Genomic DNA, 15,300 nt, shown 5'->3' on the forward strand with positions numbered 1-15,300 from the left:
CTCCTGAACAACGGGGACGATCGACCGGACGATCGACCCTCAAGGGTAGTCCGCGCGGCGGGCGTCCCCCGCCGCGCGGACCGCGCCCCCTCAGCCGAGCACGGTCGCTCCGGGCGCCGGGGACCGCGTGACGCGCACCGCGCGGCAGGTGCCCGAGGCGTGGAGGGCCTGGCCGATGGCCCGCGCGGACTCCGCGTCCGGCGCGAGGAACGCCGTGGTCGGGCCCGACCCGGAGACGAGCGCGGCGAGCGCGCCGGCCGCGCGGCCCGCCGCGAGGGTGTCGGCGAGGGCCGGGAAGAGGGAGAGCGCCGCGGGCTGGAGGTCGTTGGAGACGGTGCGCGCCAGGGCTCCGGCGTCGCCCTTCGCCAGCGCGTCCAGCAGGTCCTGCGAGGCGACCGGCTCCGGGACGCGGACGCCCTCGTTCATCCGGTCGAACTCCCGGAAGACCGCCGGGGTCGACAGCCCGCGCTCGGCCATCGCGAACACCCAGTGGAAGGTCCCGCCGACGTCCAGGAGGCGCAGCTTCTCGCCCCGGCCGGTACCGAGCGCCGCCCCGCCCACCAGGGAGAACGGCACATCGCTGCCCAACTCGGCGCAGATGTCGAGGAGTTCTTCGCGCGAGCTGTTCGTGCCCCACAGGGTGTCGCAGGCGAGCAGCGCGCCCGCTCCGTCCGCGCTGCCTCCGGCCATGCCGCCGGCGACGGGGATGTCCTTGGCGATGTGGAGATGGACGGCGGGGTCGATGCCGTGGCGGCGGGCGAGTTCCAGGGCGGCGCGGGCGGCGAGGTTGGTGCGGTCCAGGGGCACCTGGCCGGCGTCCGGGCCCGCGCAGGTGACGCGCAGCTCGTCCGCCGGGGTGACCGTCACCTCGTCGTACAGGCCGACCGCGAGAAAGACGTTGGCCAGGTCGTGGAAGCCGTCGGGGCGTGCGCCGCCGACCGCGAGCTGGACGTTGACCTTGGCAGGGACGCGTACCGTCACCGTCTCCGTCACGGCTGGGTCGACTCCTCGTTCTCGGGGGCGGTCTCGGGGGCGCCGCGCTCGGTGGCGCCGCTCTCGGTGGCGTTCCCGGCGTCGTCCCGGCCCGGGCCGGTGTCGCCGCGGTCCGCCGCCGCGCGGTTCTCCGCGATGCGGACGAACTCCTCGACCGTCAGCGACTCCCCGCGGGCCTGCGGCGAGATACCGGCGGCGACGAGCGCGGCCTCGGCGGCGGGCGCGGAACCGGCCCACCCGGCGAGGGCGGCGCGCAGCGTCTTGCGGCGCTGGGCGAAGGCGGCGTCCACCGCGGCGAACACCTCGCGCTTCGTGGCCGTCGTGCTGATCGGCTCGGTGCGTCGGGTGAGCGCCACGAGACCGCTGTCGACGTTGGGCGCCGGCCAGAAGACGTTGCGCCCGATGGAGCCGGCCCGCTTCACGTCCGCGTACCAGTTCGCCTTCACCGACGGCACGCCGTACACCTTCGAGCCGGGCGGCGCGGCGAGCCGGTCGGCGACCTCCGCCTGGACCATCACGAGGGTGCGCTCGATGGTCGGGAAGGTGTCGAGCATATGCAGCAGGACGGGCACGGCGACGTTGTACGGGAGGTTCGCGACGAGTGCGGTCGGCGGCGGACCCGGCAGTTCCTGAACCTGCATGGCGTCGGAGTGCACCAGCGCGAAACGGTCGGCGCGCTGCGGCATACGGGCCTGGACCGTCGCCGGGAGCGCGCTCGCGAGGACGTCGTCGATCTCGACGGCGACGACCCGGTCGGCCGTCTCCAGCAGGCCGAGCGTCAGCGAGCCGAGGCCGGGGCCCACCTCCACGACCACGTCGTCGGGCCGCACCTCCGCGGTCCGCACGATGCGGCGCACGGTGTTCGCGTCGATCACAAAGTTCTGGCCGCGCTGCTTGGTGGGCCGTACGCCGAGGACGGCCGCGAGTTCGCGGATCTCGGCGGGGCCCAGGAGGGCGTCGGAGGTGGGGCTGGTCACGAGCCAAGGGTACGGGGGCCGGACCCGGGCCGTGCAGCCGCGGCCCGGCGCCTCGGGTGTCAGCGGTGCAGGCGCGGTCCGCAGTGCGGCCAGGGGGTCGCCCCGCGGCGCATGTACAGCTTCTTGGCCCTGCGCGTCTGCTCCGCGGCCGAGGCGTCCTGGGGGCGCCCGCTGCCGCCGAGGGTGTGCCAGGTGCGGGTGTCGAACTGGTAGAGGCCGCCGTAGGTGCCGGACGGATCCACGGCGCCGGGCCGGCCGCCGGACTCGCAGGCGGCGAGGCTCGCCCAGTTCAGGTGGTCGGCGCCGCCGCGGGACGGGGGATGCGGCTTCGTGCCGACCCTGACCAGCCGGGGCTGCGGCTCCCGCACCACCTCGGAGTCATCGAGCCGGGGCCGCTGTCTGACGCCGTTGACGGTACGCAGGGTGTACGTGAGGCGCCGCGCCCCGTACCGGCCGGGGTGGTCGACGACCTCGACGCCCTTGAACAGCGAGTCGTCGTCCGCCTGCCGCACCTCGAACGGAATCCGTTCCTCGCGGACCTCCCTGGCCCCGGTGACGCGCAGGACGGTGACCGTCTGCCCGTCCCGCGGGAAGCTCCCGGCCGGTACGGAGGTCATGTCCTGTCCGTGCAGGGTGATCCCGGCCTCCCGTACGGCCTCCGCGACGCTCGCCGCGTTGGTGCGGATCGTCCGTGCCCGGCCGTCGGCCATGATCGTGACCGCGCGTTCGGTCCGTACGTCGAGCTCCAGCCCTTCCCGCCCGATGGGCCGGGAGCGCGAGGCCGACAGATGGGCGCCCTCGGCACGCACCCCCAGTTGACCGAGCGCTCCGTCCACGGTGTGCGCCGTCGTCCACACCCTGCGCCGCTCCCCGTCGATGGTGAGGTGCACCGGACGCCCGTAGCGCACGGCGACCTCGTCCCCGCCGGCGAGGGCGGTGCCGGGGGCCGGCGCGACCATGTCGTGCGCGCCCACCTCGACTCCCTCGTCGGCGAGCAGTTCCGTCACGTCGTCCGCGAAGGTGTGCAGGGTGCGCGGTCTGCCGTCGACGCTGAGCTCGATCGCCTTGTCGTTGGCGACAAACGCGGAGGTGCCACCGGCCAGGAAGGCCACGACCAGGGCCTGCGGGATCAGCCGGCGCAGGGCTTGGGTCTCGGGGCGCCCGGGGCCCCGCTTGCGCCGGGCCGCGCGCCGCGCCTCGGCCCGGCCGCCCGTACCGCGCCCGCCTTCCCGCCCGCCGTCGGTGCCGTCCCAGGGGGTGCCGGTGACCAGGGTGTCCGGCAGCGGGCGCGGCAGGCGGGGCTCGGTCGGCGCGTCGGGCGCGACCGGCACGGTGCGTCCGCCCCGTGCGCCGCGCACGCCCTGTACGGCGTACAGGGCGGCGGGGGGCGCCGCCGGCACCGCGGGCCCGGCGGTACGCGGCGCGTAGGCGGGGCCCCAGGGCTCCGGGGGGACGGTGACGTACGGCTGCTCGTGGGCCCGGTACGCCGGGGGGCTGGAGTACCGGTCGTACGCGGCGAAGGGGTCCTGGTGACCGGAGTGGCTCTCGTGGCCGAGGGGGCCGGAGTGACCCTCATGGCCCGAGTGGCCCTCGTCGCCCAGGTGGCCGGAGTGGCCCTCATAGCCGGGGTAGGCCTCATGGCCGGGATGCCCGGGATGCCCGGGATGACCGGGATGACCGGGATAGGCCTGGTCCGGATGGCCGGAGTACGCCTCATGACCGGCGTACGCCTCGTGACCCGCGTACGCCTGGTGACCGGCGTCCCTCCCCGCCTCGTACCGCCGGTACTCCCCGTGACCGAGGTACCCCTCCTGGTCGGCCCGCGTCGCACCGGCCGCCCCGGGTGCGGCGGACGCGTCGGCCGTGCCGGACACTCCGGGCGGTCCGAACACTCCGGACCAGCCGGGTGGGCCGGCCACGCCGAGGGGGGCCGCCACGGTGGGCGCACCGGCCACGGCGGCGGCGCCGGTGACGACAGTGGTGACCTCGGGGCCACCGTTCGGTCCGTACGTCTCGTACGGCTCGTACCGCGAGCTGCTCACGACGACACGCTCCAGAGTCCGGATCGGGCGACCAGAACCTAGCGGAGCGATCGTCACTCTCCCAAGCAACGCGGCTACGCTGTGTCGCGAAACTCCCTCGCCGAAGACCCCCGCATGGCCGGGAAGAACCCCGGAAACCGTTATGGATCAGTAATCGAACGCGCGCGCGGTGTTGGCGGAGATCGAGGTCGCCAGCGTGTCCTCGTCGATCCCCCGCACCGCGGCCATGGCGCGCACCGTGACCGGAATGAGATACGGAGCGTTGGGCCGTCCGCGGTACGGCGCGGGGGTCAGGAAGGGCGCGTCGGTCTCGACGAGGACGAGTTCGAGCGGGGCCACGGCCAGCGCGTCGCGCAGCGGCTGGGCGTTCTTGAAGGTCATGTTGCCGGCGAAGGACATGAAGTAGCCGGCGCGGGCGCACACCTCGGCCATCTCGGCGTCGCCCGAGTAGCAGTGGAAGACGGTCCGCTCGGGGGCGCCCTCCTCCGCGAGGACGCGCAGGACGTCGGCGTGGGCGTCGCGGTCGTGGATGACCAGGGCCTTGCCGTGCCGCTTGGCGATCTCGATGTGGGCGCGGAAGGAGCGCTCCTGCGCCTCCTTGCCCTCGGGCCCGGTGCGGAAGTGGTCGAGGCCCGTCTCGCCGACGCCCTTCACGTGCGGCAGCGCGGCGAGCCGGTCGATCTCGGCGAGTGCCTCGTCCAGGGCCGCGTCGCCACCCGGCACCCGCGCGCCCTGCCTCGACCAACCTCCCCCAGCCCCAGGGGGCTGGGAGGTGCCCCCAGGGTCACCCAGCACGATGCGCGGTGCCTCGTTCGGGTGCAGGGCGACGGTGGCGTGGACGGCGTCGTGCGTGGCCGCCGTCTCGGCCGCCCAGCGGGAGCCCTTCACGTCGCAGCCGACCTGGACGACCGTCGTCACGCCGACGGAGGCGGCCTTGGCCAGGGCGTCCTCGACCGTGCCGGACTGCATGTCGAGGTGGGTGTGCGAGTCGGCCACGGGAACGCGCAGGGGCTCGGGGAGCGGCGGTGCGGCGTTCTTGTCGGAGGCGGAGGAGGCGGAAGGCATGCCCCGATCCTACGAAAGGGGCATGCCCGGCCTCACCTCGCGGGGAGCGGGCAGACCGTCCTGGGTCTCCACCCGGGAGCGGGCAGACCGTCCTGCGGCTCACGCCCGGGAACAGGCAGACCGTCCCGGGGTCCGGCCGCCGGGGTCAGCCCGCCCGGCGGTGCTGGAACGGGTGCAGCAGGTCCGACAGATGCCAGTGGCGCGGCTCCTGCGGGGTGTCGGAGGAGATCCCGGTCCGGGTCTCCCCCTCCGCGCCGTCCTCGGACCGGCGCGGCGGCACGGGCTTGGGCGCGCGGTGGGTCGCGGAGCGCATCGAGTCGAGGGCGAAGGACACCTGACCGGCGCGCATGATGCGCACCACGTGGCTGTCGCAGTTCAGGCAGCTGGGCCGGCTGAGCGGCGACGGCACGACCTCGCCCTCCGCCACGTACACGACGTACTCGGAGCCTTCCGTGTCGCGGTGGTGCTCGATCTCGTACGACTGCTCCCAGCCGTGCCCGCAGCGCATGCAGGCGAAGGAATACGATTCGTGAACGACGCCTGTCGCCGTGCCGCGATGCCTGGTCTGTTCGGTGACCTGACCGGCGGCGCTGCCCCCGGTCCGTCCTGTGGTCTCACTCATGCCAGCCGCTCCTCTTGTCCGCTGGACAAGCACCCCCGTCGGTGGAATTCCCCCGGAATTCCACCGGTTCGCCGGAGGCGAGGGACGGGTGCGTCCCTTCGTCCAGTGGACGCCTCTCCCGGCGCGAACGCATCCGGCCTGCCGAGTGTTGGAGTCGTTTTGGCCTTTCCTTGTCGGAAGGCTCCTGTCACACGGCCTGATCTTTGCTTTTCACGATAGTCCTTTGCCCTTCTATGGGCCGCTTCGTTCGGCGTTCTTTGCCGCCACGACCGCATCGAAGACGTCCCGCTTGGGAAGGCCCGCTTCGGCGGCGACGGCGGCGATGGCCTCCTTGCGCCGCTCCCCCGCCTCCTCGCGCACCCGCACCCTGCGCACCAGCTCGGCGGCGTCCAGCTCCTCGGCGCCCTTCTCGGGGGCGCCCTCGACGACGACGGTGATCTCGCCGCGGACCCCCTCGGCGGCCCAGGCGGCCAGCTCGCCCAGCGGGCCGCGCTTGATCTCCTCGTACGTCTTGGTCAGTTCGCGGCAGACGGCGGCGCGCCGCTGGGTGCCGAAGACCTCCGCCATGGCGGCCAGGGTGTCGTCGAGCCGGTGGGGCGCCTCGAAGTAGACGAGCGTGCGGCGTTCCTCGGCGACCTCCCGCAGCCGGGACAGCCGCTCGCCGGCCTTCCTGGGCAGGAAGCCCTCGAAGCAGAAGCGGTCGACGGGCAGGCCGGACAGCGCGAGCGCGGTGAGCACGGCGGAGGGGCCGGGGACGGCGGTGACCTTGATGTCCTTCTCGACCGCGGCCGCGACCAGCCGGTAGCCGGGGTCCGACACGGACGGCATCCCGGCGTCGGTCACGAGCAGGACCCGCGCCCCGCCGACGAGCGCCTCGACGAGTTCCGGGGTCCGTGCTGCCTCGTTCCCCTCGAAGTACGACACGATCCGCCCCGTCGGCTGGACGCCGAGGGCCTGGGTGAGCCGGCGCAGCCTGCGGGTGTCCTCGGCGGCGACGACATCGGCCCCGGTCAGTTCCGCGGCGAGCCGTGGCGGCGCGTCCGAGATGTCGCCGATGGGAGTGCCTGCCAACACAAGGATTCCTGTCACGGTCCCATCCTCGCAGGGGTGCGGCCCGGCAAGCTCATCCGACCGGAAGGGGCCCATGCGCGGGACTCCCACAGACCTGTTCCCTACGATGGCGCGGTGACCAGTACCGCGTCCTCCACGGACACCCGGCAGGGGCAGGGCCAGGCCGCCGACGCTCGGCGGCCGTCGTGGCAGCAGCGGCTGCGCCGATTCGGCTACACGGCGCCGCCCCGAAGTGATGTGCGCGACCGGCTCGTACCGCCGTATGCCCAGCCAGGCCCGGGGATCTGGGCCGCGCTCGGGCTGCGTCAGGGGGCCGCCGACCGTTTCAACCGCTGGTCGGGCTGGGTGGGCCCGCTCCTGGTGACCCTGCTCGCCGGGTTGCTGCGGTTCTGGAACCTGGGCAGCCCGAAGGCGGTGATATTCGACGAGACGTACTACGCGAAGGACGCCTGGGCGCTCTTCCACCGCGGCTACGAGGTCAACTGGACGAAGGACGCCAATGATCTGATCCTTCGGAGCAACGGGCATGTGAAGGTCCCGACCGACGCGGCCTATGTCGTGCACCCGCCGATCGGCAAGTACGTCATCGGGCTCGGCGAGTGGATGTTCGGCTTCAACCCCTTCGGCTGGCGCTTCATGACGGCGCTGCTCGGCACGCTGTCGGTGCTGCTGCTGTGCCGGATCGGGCGCCGGCTGTTCCGTTCGACGTTCCTCGGCTGCCTCGCGGGTCTGCTGATGGCGGTGGACGGTCTGCACTTCGTGATGAGCCGCACCTCGCTGCTCGACGGTGTGCTGATGTTCTTCGTGCTGGCGGCCTTCGGCTGTCTGGTCGTGGACCGGGACAGGGCGCGGGCCAGACTGGCGGCGGCGCTGCCGGCCGACGAGGACGGCCTGGTCCGTCCCGACGCCCACATCGCCGAGACGACCCGTCTCGGCTGGCGGCCCTGGCGCTGGACGGCGGGCCTGATGCTGGGCCTGGCCATCGGCACCAAGTGGAACGGGCTGTACGTCCTCGCCGCGTTCTGTGTGATGGCGGTCCTGTGGGACGCGGCCTCGCGCCGGGTCGCGGGCGCCCGGCAGCCCTACCTGAAGTCGGCCCTGTGGCGCGACACGGGCATCACGTTCCTGGCGACGGTCCCGGTCGCCCTGTCCGTGTACCTGGTCTCCTGGACCGGCTGGATCCTGTCGCCGGACAACGGCAAGGGCGGCTATTTCCGCAACTGGGCCCTGACCGACGGCAAGGGCGGCAACTGGACCTTCCTGCCGGACTGGGTGCGCAGCCTGTGGCACTACGAGCACGAGGTCTACAAGTTCCACGTCGGGCTGTCGTCGCCGCACACCTACCAGTCCAATCCGTGGAGCTGGATCGTCGCGGGCCGCCCGGTCTCGTACTTCTACGAGTCCCCGCTGCCCGGCAAGGACGGCTGCCCGGCGGACGCGGGCGACAAGTGCGCCCGCGAGGTGCTGGCGCTCGGCACGCCCCTGCTGTGGTGGGCCGCCTGCTTCGCGGTCCTGTACGTGCTGTGGCGCTGGGCCTTCCGCCGCGACTGGCGGGCGGGCGCCATCGCCTGCGGCATCGCGGCCGGCTATCTCCCCTGGTTCATGTACCAGGAGCGCACGATCTTCTTCTTCTACGCCGTCGTCTTCGTCCCGTTCCTGTGCCTCGCCGTGACGATGATGATCGGCGCGATCCTCGGCCCACCCGGCTCCGGAGAACGCCGCCGGGTGATCGGCGCGGCCGGAGCCGGCGTCCTGGTCCTCCTGATCCTCTGGAACTTCATCTACTTCTGGCCCCTGTACACGGGCACGGCGATCCCGATCGAACAGTGGCGCTCCCGGATGTGGCTCGATACCTGGGTCTAGCCGGACAGACACAAAGCGGGGGCGCGACGGTCTGCCGCGCCCCCGTCGCCACAACCGGCGAAACAACGAGCGCCCCGCAGGGATGCATGCGTGAGAGATCCGGAAGACCGAGAGCAGCAGGCGGACGTCACCCGCCGGCTTCTGTACCACCTGAATGCCCCGATCGCAGACCATTGCCGCCTGCTCGGTGTCCTGCCCGCGCCCGGCGCCGTACGGATCGCCATCCGTGCCGGAGAGGGCGAGCACGTCATGAACCTGCTCTACGAGATCCCCCACGACACGGTGACCCCTTACTGGATCCCCGGCCTGCTGCGTACGGTCCTGACCGGACCCCGGATCTACAGCAGCAGCGATGTCGACGAGGTCATGGGAATGACGCTCATCCGCCTGCGTCCCGAGGAGATCACCCCGGACCCGGAACCCGAACAGGGCCGGGCGCTCACCGTCGTGCGCGCTCTGTCCGACCCCGGCGACGACGAGAACCCCTTCCTGATCGGCTTCCTGATGCACGGCGAGCACCTGTTGCGTCTGTACGTGCAGCGTCCCGACCGGCCCGGCATCATCGGCGCGGACATCCGCCTGACCGAGACGCCGCACACCGCGCTGATCGCCTCCGTGCGCTCCCTCCTCGGGGAAGAGCAGTACCAGCGGCCGGCCCCGGACGATCCGCACTGCGATCTGGTGGTCGACCTGTCCGGCCGGTAAGGCTTCACCGGGGCCGGCCGTTCGGTCGGGGCGGTCACGAATGTGGCTGGATCCGTGGGGCCGGGGCGGCCTGACTGGCCGAAAAGGAGTATCGAGACGCATCCGCGAACGTCGTTCACGGATGCGTCCGTTTTTATGGCTAACGATTCGGCGAAGGTCTGCACCACCAGCCCCTCCCGCGCCTAGAGTGCGGGGTGAACCGACTTTTCTGAACGCGTTCAGAAGTTCGGAGGAGGGGTCACGGGGAGGGGTCGCACGATGCGCAAGGGGGCCAGGGCTGCCGTCATAGGCGGCGTGTTCGCGGTGATGGTGGGCGGCGCCGGATACGGCGCCTACAACGTGGTGACGGCGATCAGCGGAGACGGCGGCACGGGAGCCGGCGGGCCCGCGGCAGTGAAGACCGGGCCGCCGAGCGGCGCCGAGGTCAAGGAGACCAGCCGCGCGTTCTTCGCGGCCTGGGAGAAGGGCGACGCGGCCGAGGCCGCCGCGCTGACGAACTACGCGTCGAGCGCCGAGGGGCTGCTCGCCGGCTACCGCGACGACGCGCATCTGACCGACGTGAAGATCACCCCGGGTGCCGCGTCCGGGGCGCGGGTCCCGTTCTCCGTCAAGGCGACGGTGTCGTACGACGGGAAGACCGAGCCGTTCGCGTACGACTCCGAACTGACCGTCGTACGCGGCGAGACCACCGGGAAGGCCCTGGTCGGCTGGAAGCCCTCCGTCGTCCACCCGGAGCTGAAGGACGGCGACACCCTGGTCACGGGCGAATCGGCGAGCCCGGCGATCGAGGCCGTGGACCGGAACAACGTTGTCCTGACGAAGGAGAAGTACCCGTCCCTGGGACCGATCCTCGACGCGCTCCGGGAGAAGTACGGCGACACGGCGGGCGGCACGCCCGGCATCGAGCTGTCGATCCGGCACGGCGCCGAGGGCACCGGCGGCGACACGACCCTGGTCACCCTCGCCAAGGGACGGGCGGGCAAGGTCCGTACGACACTCAGCGCGAGCGTGCAGGCCGCCGCCGAGAAGGCGGTCACGCAGTACGCCGAGTCCTCCGTGGTGGCGGTGAAGCCGAGCACCGGCGAGGTACTGGCCGTCGCCAACCACCGCGCGGACGGTTTCAACGCGGCCTTCCTCGGCAAACTCGCGCCCGGTTCCACGATGAAGATCATCAGCGCGGCGACCCTCATCGACAACGGCATCACGACAGCGAACGGCCCCGCACCCTGCACGCCCGAAGCGGTCTGGCAGAGCCAGACCTTCCACAACCTCAAGGGCATGCAGCCGCAGTTGAACGCCACGCTCTCCGACAGCTTCTCGCGCTCGTGCAACACGGCCTTCGTGAAGTACGCGGACGAGGTGAAGGTCGACTCCCTCACCAACGAGGCCCAGCAGCGCTTCGGACTGGGACAGAACAACTGGAAGACCGGCATCGAGTCCTTCGACGGCTCGGTGCCCGCATCCGGCGGCCCGGACACGGCGGCCAACATGATCGGCCAGGGCCAGGTCCAGATGAGCCCGCTGAACATGGCGTCGGTGACGGCCACCGCGATGACGGGCGTCTTCCGGCAGCCCGTCATCGTGCCGCGCTCTCTCGACGACCGTGAACTGGCCACCGCGAAGGGCCTGTCCGCCGGTACGGTCGCCCAGCTCCGCGGGATGATGAACCGCACGGCCGTCAGCGGCACCGCGGCCCCGGTGATGGCCTCGCTCGGCGGCAGCATCGGAGCCAAGACCGGCTCCGCCGAGGTCGACGGCCAGGCCAAGTCCAACAGCTGGTTCACCGGGTACCGCAACGACATCGCGGCCGCCGCCATGACCCAGGAGGGCGGTCACGGCGGGCAGGCGGCCGGACCGATCGTCGCAGCTGTGCTACGAACGGGCGGCTGAAGTCGCCCCGCACAGGACGGGACCCTAGGGTGGTGCCTCTCGTTGAGGAGCGAGAGGCACGGGGGTATCACCGGGCACCACGGGGCACCAGGGGACGGCGGAGGACACAGGGCAGTGGGCAAGAGAAGGCGCGTCGCCGAGAGACCGAAGACGAAGCAGCCCGCCGTGCTCGGCGGGGTGATCGCTGTCGCCGTCGTCGGCGGGGCGCTGGGTGCCTACAGCCTCTACGGCAGCGGGGCGTCGGCCGACGAAGGGATCACGGCCACCACCCGCAAGGCCGTCAAGACGGGCCCGCTGTCGGCCGCCGAGATCAGCATGGCGTCCACCACCTTCCTGAAGGCCTGGCAGGGCGGCGATGTCACCCGGGCGGCCGCGGCGACCGACGACTCGGCCGCCGCCACCACCACGCTGACCGGCTTCGGCAAGGACGCCCACATCAGCGGCGTGACCCTGACCGGCGGCAAGCGCTCGGGCGCCGACGTCCCCTTCACGGTCAAGGCCACCGTCACCTACAAGGGCAAGACCAAGCCGCTGTCGTACACCTCGAAGCTGACGGTCGTCCGGCGGGCGAAGGACGGCGTGGCGCTGGTCGGCTGGAAGCCGTCCGTGGTCCACCCGGACCTCCAGGACGGCGACCGGCTGGTGACCGGCGATGCCGGGACGCCGCCGGTCACCGCCATCGACCGGCACGGCGGTGAGCTGACCGCCGCCAAGTACCCCTCCCTGGGCACGGTCCTCGACGGGCTGCGCGAGAAGTACGGCAAGACGGCCGGCGGCAAGGCCGGCATCGAGCTGCGCGTGGTCCGCAAGGCCGCGGCCAAGGGCGCCCAGAAGACCCCCGACAAGACCCTGCTGACGCTGAGCGCGGGCACGCCGGGCAAGGTGCAGACGACGCTCAGCCCGACCCTCCAGGCGGAGGCCGAACGCCTGGTGGCCGCCAAGCCGAAGGCGTCGGTGGTCCTGATGCGCCCCTCGACGGGCGAGATCCTCGCCGTCGCGAACAGCGGCCACGGCTTCAACACCGCGTTCCAGGGCTCCCTCGCGCCCGGCTCCACGATGAAGGTCATCACGGCGTCGATGCTGTTCGAGAAGGGCCTCGCCTCCCCCGACAAGCCGCACCCCTGCCCCAAGACGGCGACGTACGGCGGCTGGAAGTTCCACAACGACGACGATTTCGAGATCAAGAACGGCACGTTCAAGGCGAGCTTCGCGCGGTCCTGCAACACGGCCTTCATCACCCAGGCCAAGAAGCTGAAGGACGACGACCTCACCAAGCAGGCCCAGCAGGTCTTCGGCCTGGGCCTGAACAACTGGGCCATCGGGGTGCCCTCGGCGGACGGCTCGGTGCCGGTGCAGAGCGCCGCGCAGATGGCCGCCGAGCTGATGGGCCAGGGCGGGGTCCGCATGAACCCGCTGAACATGGCGTCGGTCGCCTCCACGGTCCAGTCGGGCACCTTCCACCAGCCCTACCTGGTCGCCCCCTCGGTCGACCACCGCACGCTGGCCAAGGCGTCCCGGACGATGTCCGCGACCACGCTCGCCCAGCTCCGCGAGGTCATGCAGTACACGGCCGCCGCCGGCACCGCCGCCGAGGCCATGGCCGGACTCGGCCCCGACTACGGCGCCAAGACCGGCTCCGCCGAGGTCGACAACCAGAAGCAGCCCAACGGCTGGTTCACCGCGTGGAAGGGCGACCTGGCGGGAGCCGGCGTCGTCCAGCAGGGCGGCCACGGCGGCAGCACGGCGGGCCCGATCGTGGCGGCCCTCCTGAAGGCGGGCAGCGGCGGCTGACACCCGCTCTCCCGAGCCGGGAAGCACCCCCCGGCTCGGGAAGCACCCCCGGCTCCGGGAAGCGCTCCGGCCCCGGGAACCACTCCCGACTCCGGGAAGCACTCCGAGCCCCGGGAACCACTCCGGCCCCGCGAATCCACCCGGGGCACGCGCCGGGCCGCCCCAGGGGTGCAACTGCCCCGGAGCACACGGGAGTCGGGGAGGGTGGCGATGTCAGTGGGGCCTTCTACGCTCCGCGCATGACGTTCCCGCTTCCCGAGGGCCTGCCGTCCGGCCGCGGCGTGCCCGCCTGCTCACCGGTCATGTGGTACGCCGACAAGATGCCGTACACCCCGCTGCTGGACGCATGGAACCGCGCCCGGCGGCAGCAGGACGCCACCGGCCTCAGGCCGATCCTCTGCTACGCGGACGACGACCACCCCGACTCGCTCGACCCCGCCGAGACAGCCGCCGTCGACCTCGAAGCCGAGTTGGAACAGGCGTGGCGCGAGTACCGCCGACGCCAACTCGCCTGGCAGGCCGAGCCCTCCGCTCCACCGGACATCCCCGAGGATCTCGCGGAGTTCATCGAGCCCTGGGAGGACGACCCGGGCCCGCCGTTCGACCGGTGGCCGGGACTTGCCCCCGCCACGCTCTCCACTTCGGACGCCGACCCGGACGAGGCCGCCCTGGCGGCGGTCACCGCCCACCTCTGGCACGAGGGCGAACCGGGAGTCTCGCTCGCCCTCGTGAAGGCCACGCGGAGCGCGGACATCCCCGCCGTCATCGGCTGGCGCGCGGAGGCGCCCCTCCGCCTGCTCTGCGCACTGCTGCGGAGCTGGGAGGACCGTTTCGGGGCCCGCGTCGTCGCCGCGATCGGATCGACGCTGTACGTGTCCGTCGCGAGCCCCCCGCGCGACGAGCGGCAGGCGACGCATGTCGCCCTCGAACACCTGCTGACCACGGCCGACAACATCGTCAACGACCCTCCGACGCCCTTCCCCCGGTACGCGGCGTCCCTCGTCGACGCCCCGCTGTGGAGGTTCTGGTGGGACTGAGGCGAGAGGCCGGGCGGCCTCTCGGGGCCAGGTCGCGTGGGATGTACACAGACCGCTAGCGTGCCGTACATGAACGTCCCAGACGAGAACGCCGGCGAGGGTCAGCCCTCCGTCGTGAGCGACACCGACCCCCGTTTCGCCGAGGCTCTGCGCGAGCTGGGCCTCGACGAGGTGATCGGGCGGGTCCGGCGCTTCCCGGACACGGCCCGCACCACCGCCGAGGCCGCCGCGGCGATCGGCTGCGAGCCGAGCCAGATCTGCAAGTCGCTGTTCTTCGCGGCGGACGGGGCTCCGGTGCTGGTCCTGCTGGACGGCTCGGCGCACGTCGGCATGGAGCTCGTACGGCGGGAGCTGGGCGCCGCGAAGCTCACCCGGGCCGGGGCCCTCCTCGTACGGGAGTCGACCGGGTACGGGCCCGGCGCCGTACCGCCCTTCGGGCACCGCACGAAGATCCGTGTCCTGGTGGACCGTTCGCTGCTCGGCCACGACACGGTGTGGACCTCGGCGGGCACCCCGTTCACCGTCTTCCCGATGGAACCGGAGACCCTGATCGCGCACGCGGGCGGCACGCTGGTGGATGTACGCGAGCCCTAACTCTCGTTCCGAGGGCTTGGGTTGATGCGACGGCGTGCGGAGCCGGGCCCTCGTCCGCGGTGCGCCCATACCGTATGCCGAACAGCAAAGCGTCTTTCCGTAGGGCCAGTTGATGTCCACGCCGGGCCCCCTCCCTCGCGGCCACGGATGACCTTCGCGCGCCGAACCATCCCGACGCTACTGCTAGTGTTCATGCCGTCACGCTAGGCGACTAGCCATCACGTGTAAGCGACGGAGAACCGAGGGTTCCATGCGTAAGTTTCAGCAGGTCGTGTTCGCAGCAGCAGTAGCGGCCGGTGGCCTGACCGCCGTCGGCGCCGGAACGGCTGTCGCCGACACCCACGACAACGGACCGCGGGTGTTGGACCTCTACCGCCCGTACCAGGAGTGCAGCCCGCAGACGGTGCTGGAGAACAACATCCCGATCGGAGTGCTCGGCCTCGGTCAGACCCGGGACACCACCTGCGGCCAGTTCAACCACGCCTTCACCCGCTGAGATCAGCGACGTCAACATCGCGACGGTCGGCACGGGATCCCTTCGGGTCAACCCGAAGGGATCGAATGAAGGCAGCCGACCGCCTTGATCCCGGTCATACCCCGCACGTGCACCATCACCAGCGGCGTCATCCGCCGTCTGGCCAACTGTCCGG

At 72.1% G+C, this 15,300-nt stretch carries 13 protein-coding genes; 7 read left to right on the forward strand and 6 right to left on the reverse strand.

The window, feature by feature from the left end:
- Positions 1-90: 90 nt before the first annotated feature.
- From ACWEBX_RS18820 to rsmI, 6 genes are all read right to left on the reverse strand, one after another.
- Positions 91-993, reverse strand: a complete 903-nt coding sequence (locus tag ACWEBX_RS18820; RefSeq protein ID WP_451885950.1) for a 4-(cytidine 5'-diphospho)-2-C-methyl-D-erythritol kinase — start codon at positions 991-993, stop codon at positions 91-93.
- The gene (rsmA, locus tag ACWEBX_RS18825; RefSeq protein ID WP_451885951.1) at positions 990-1,970 is read right to left on the reverse strand and encodes a 16S rRNA (adenine(1518)-N(6)/adenine(1519)-N(6))-dimethyltransferase RsmA; all 981 of its coding nucleotides are present in this window, start codon (positions 1,968-1,970) and stop codon (positions 990-992) included. The genes ACWEBX_RS18820 and rsmA overlap by 4 nt, the downstream gene beginning before the upstream one ends.
- A gap of 59 nt (positions 1,971-2,029) precedes the next feature.
- Positions 2,030-3,571, reverse strand: coding sequence for a ubiquitin-like domain-containing protein (locus ACWEBX_RS18830; RefSeq protein WP_451885984.1), 1,542 nt, complete (start codon positions 3,569-3,571; stop codon positions 2,030-2,032).
- Between the two features lie 588 nt (positions 3,572-4,159).
- Complete coding sequence (locus ACWEBX_RS18835; RefSeq protein ID WP_451885952.1) at positions 4,160-5,077, reverse strand: TatD family hydrolase; 918 nt, start codon at positions 5,075-5,077, stop codon at positions 4,160-4,162.
- Positions 5,078-5,222: 145 nt separating this feature from the next.
- Positions 5,223-5,699, reverse strand: coding sequence for a hypothetical protein (locus tag ACWEBX_RS18840; protein ID WP_451885953.1), 477 nt, complete (start codon positions 5,697-5,699; stop codon positions 5,223-5,225).
- Positions 5,700-5,930: 231 nt separating this feature from the next.
- Positions 5,931-6,788 (reverse strand): 16S rRNA (cytidine(1402)-2'-O)-methyltransferase, encoded by an 858-nt coding sequence (gene rsmI, locus ACWEBX_RS18845; protein WP_451885954.1) that lies wholly within the window; start codon positions 6,786-6,788, stop codon positions 5,931-5,933.
- 96 nt (positions 6,789-6,884) lie between these two features.
- Between rsmI and ACWEBX_RS18850 the strand changes: the two genes are divergently transcribed.
- From ACWEBX_RS18850 to ACWEBX_RS18880, 7 genes are all read left to right on the forward strand, one after another.
- Entirely contained in the window at positions 6,885-8,633 is a 1,749-nt protein-coding gene (locus tag ACWEBX_RS18850; protein ID WP_451885955.1) for a dolichyl-phosphate-mannose--protein mannosyltransferase, read from the forward strand.
- Positions 8,634-8,723: 90 nt separating this feature from the next.
- Positions 8,724-9,338, forward strand: a complete 615-nt coding sequence (locus ACWEBX_RS18855) for a hypothetical protein (RefSeq protein ID WP_451885956.1) — start codon at positions 8,724-8,726, stop codon at positions 9,336-9,338.
- A gap of 258 nt (positions 9,339-9,596) precedes the next feature.
- Entirely contained in the window at positions 9,597-11,228 is a 1,632-nt protein-coding gene (locus ACWEBX_RS18860; protein WP_451885957.1) for a penicillin-binding transpeptidase domain-containing protein, read from the forward strand.
- A gap of 114 nt (positions 11,229-11,342) precedes the next feature.
- Positions 11,343-13,019 (forward strand): penicillin-binding transpeptidase domain-containing protein, encoded by a 1,677-nt coding sequence (locus tag ACWEBX_RS18865; RefSeq protein WP_451885958.1) that lies wholly within the window; start codon positions 11,343-11,345, stop codon positions 13,017-13,019.
- Positions 13,020-13,258: 239 nt separating this feature from the next.
- On the forward strand, positions 13,259-14,056 hold the full coding sequence (locus ACWEBX_RS18870; protein WP_451885959.1) for a DUF4253 domain-containing protein: 798 nt from the start codon (positions 13,259-13,261) through the stop codon (positions 14,054-14,056).
- A gap of 69 nt (positions 14,057-14,125) precedes the next feature.
- A complete protein-coding gene (locus ACWEBX_RS18875; RefSeq protein ID WP_451885960.1) occupies positions 14,126-14,650 on the forward strand; it encodes a YbaK/EbsC family protein in 525 nt (174 codons plus the stop codon).
- Between the two features lie 250 nt (positions 14,651-14,900).
- The gene (locus ACWEBX_RS18880; RefSeq protein ID WP_384801454.1) at positions 14,901-15,146 is read left to right on the forward strand and encodes a hypothetical protein; all 246 of its coding nucleotides are present in this window, start codon (positions 14,901-14,903) and stop codon (positions 15,144-15,146) included.
- Positions 15,147-15,300: the final 154 nt, after the last annotated feature.

The sequence above is a fragment of the Streptomyces sp. NPDC005070 genome (genome assembly GCF_053600395.1).

Bases quoted from the DNA above. Each gene is read 5' to 3' on its own strand.
- ACWEBX_RS18870 (WP_451885959.1), top strand. From the start codon at position 13,259: ATGACGTTCCCGCTTCCCGAGGGCCTGCCGTCCGGCCGCGGCGTGCCC.
- ACWEBX_RS18875 (WP_451885960.1), top strand. From the start codon at position 14,126: ATGAACGTCCCAGACGAGAACGCCGGCGAGGGTCAGCCCTCCGTCGTG.
- ACWEBX_RS18880 (WP_384801454.1), top strand. From the start codon at position 14,901: ATGCGTAAGTTTCAGCAGGTCGTGTTCGCAGCAGCAGTAGCGGCCGGT.
- ACWEBX_RS18860 (WP_451885957.1), top strand. From the start codon at position 9,597: ATGCGCAAGGGGGCCAGGGCTGCCGTCATAGGCGGCGTGTTCGCGGTG.
- ACWEBX_RS18840 (WP_451885953.1), bottom strand. From the start codon at position 5,699: ATGAGTGAGACCACAGGACGGACCGGGGGCAGCGCCGCCGGTCAGGTC.
- ACWEBX_RS18835 (WP_451885952.1), bottom strand. From the start codon at position 5,077: ATGCCTTCCGCCTCCTCCGCCTCCGACAAGAACGCCGCACCGCCGCTC.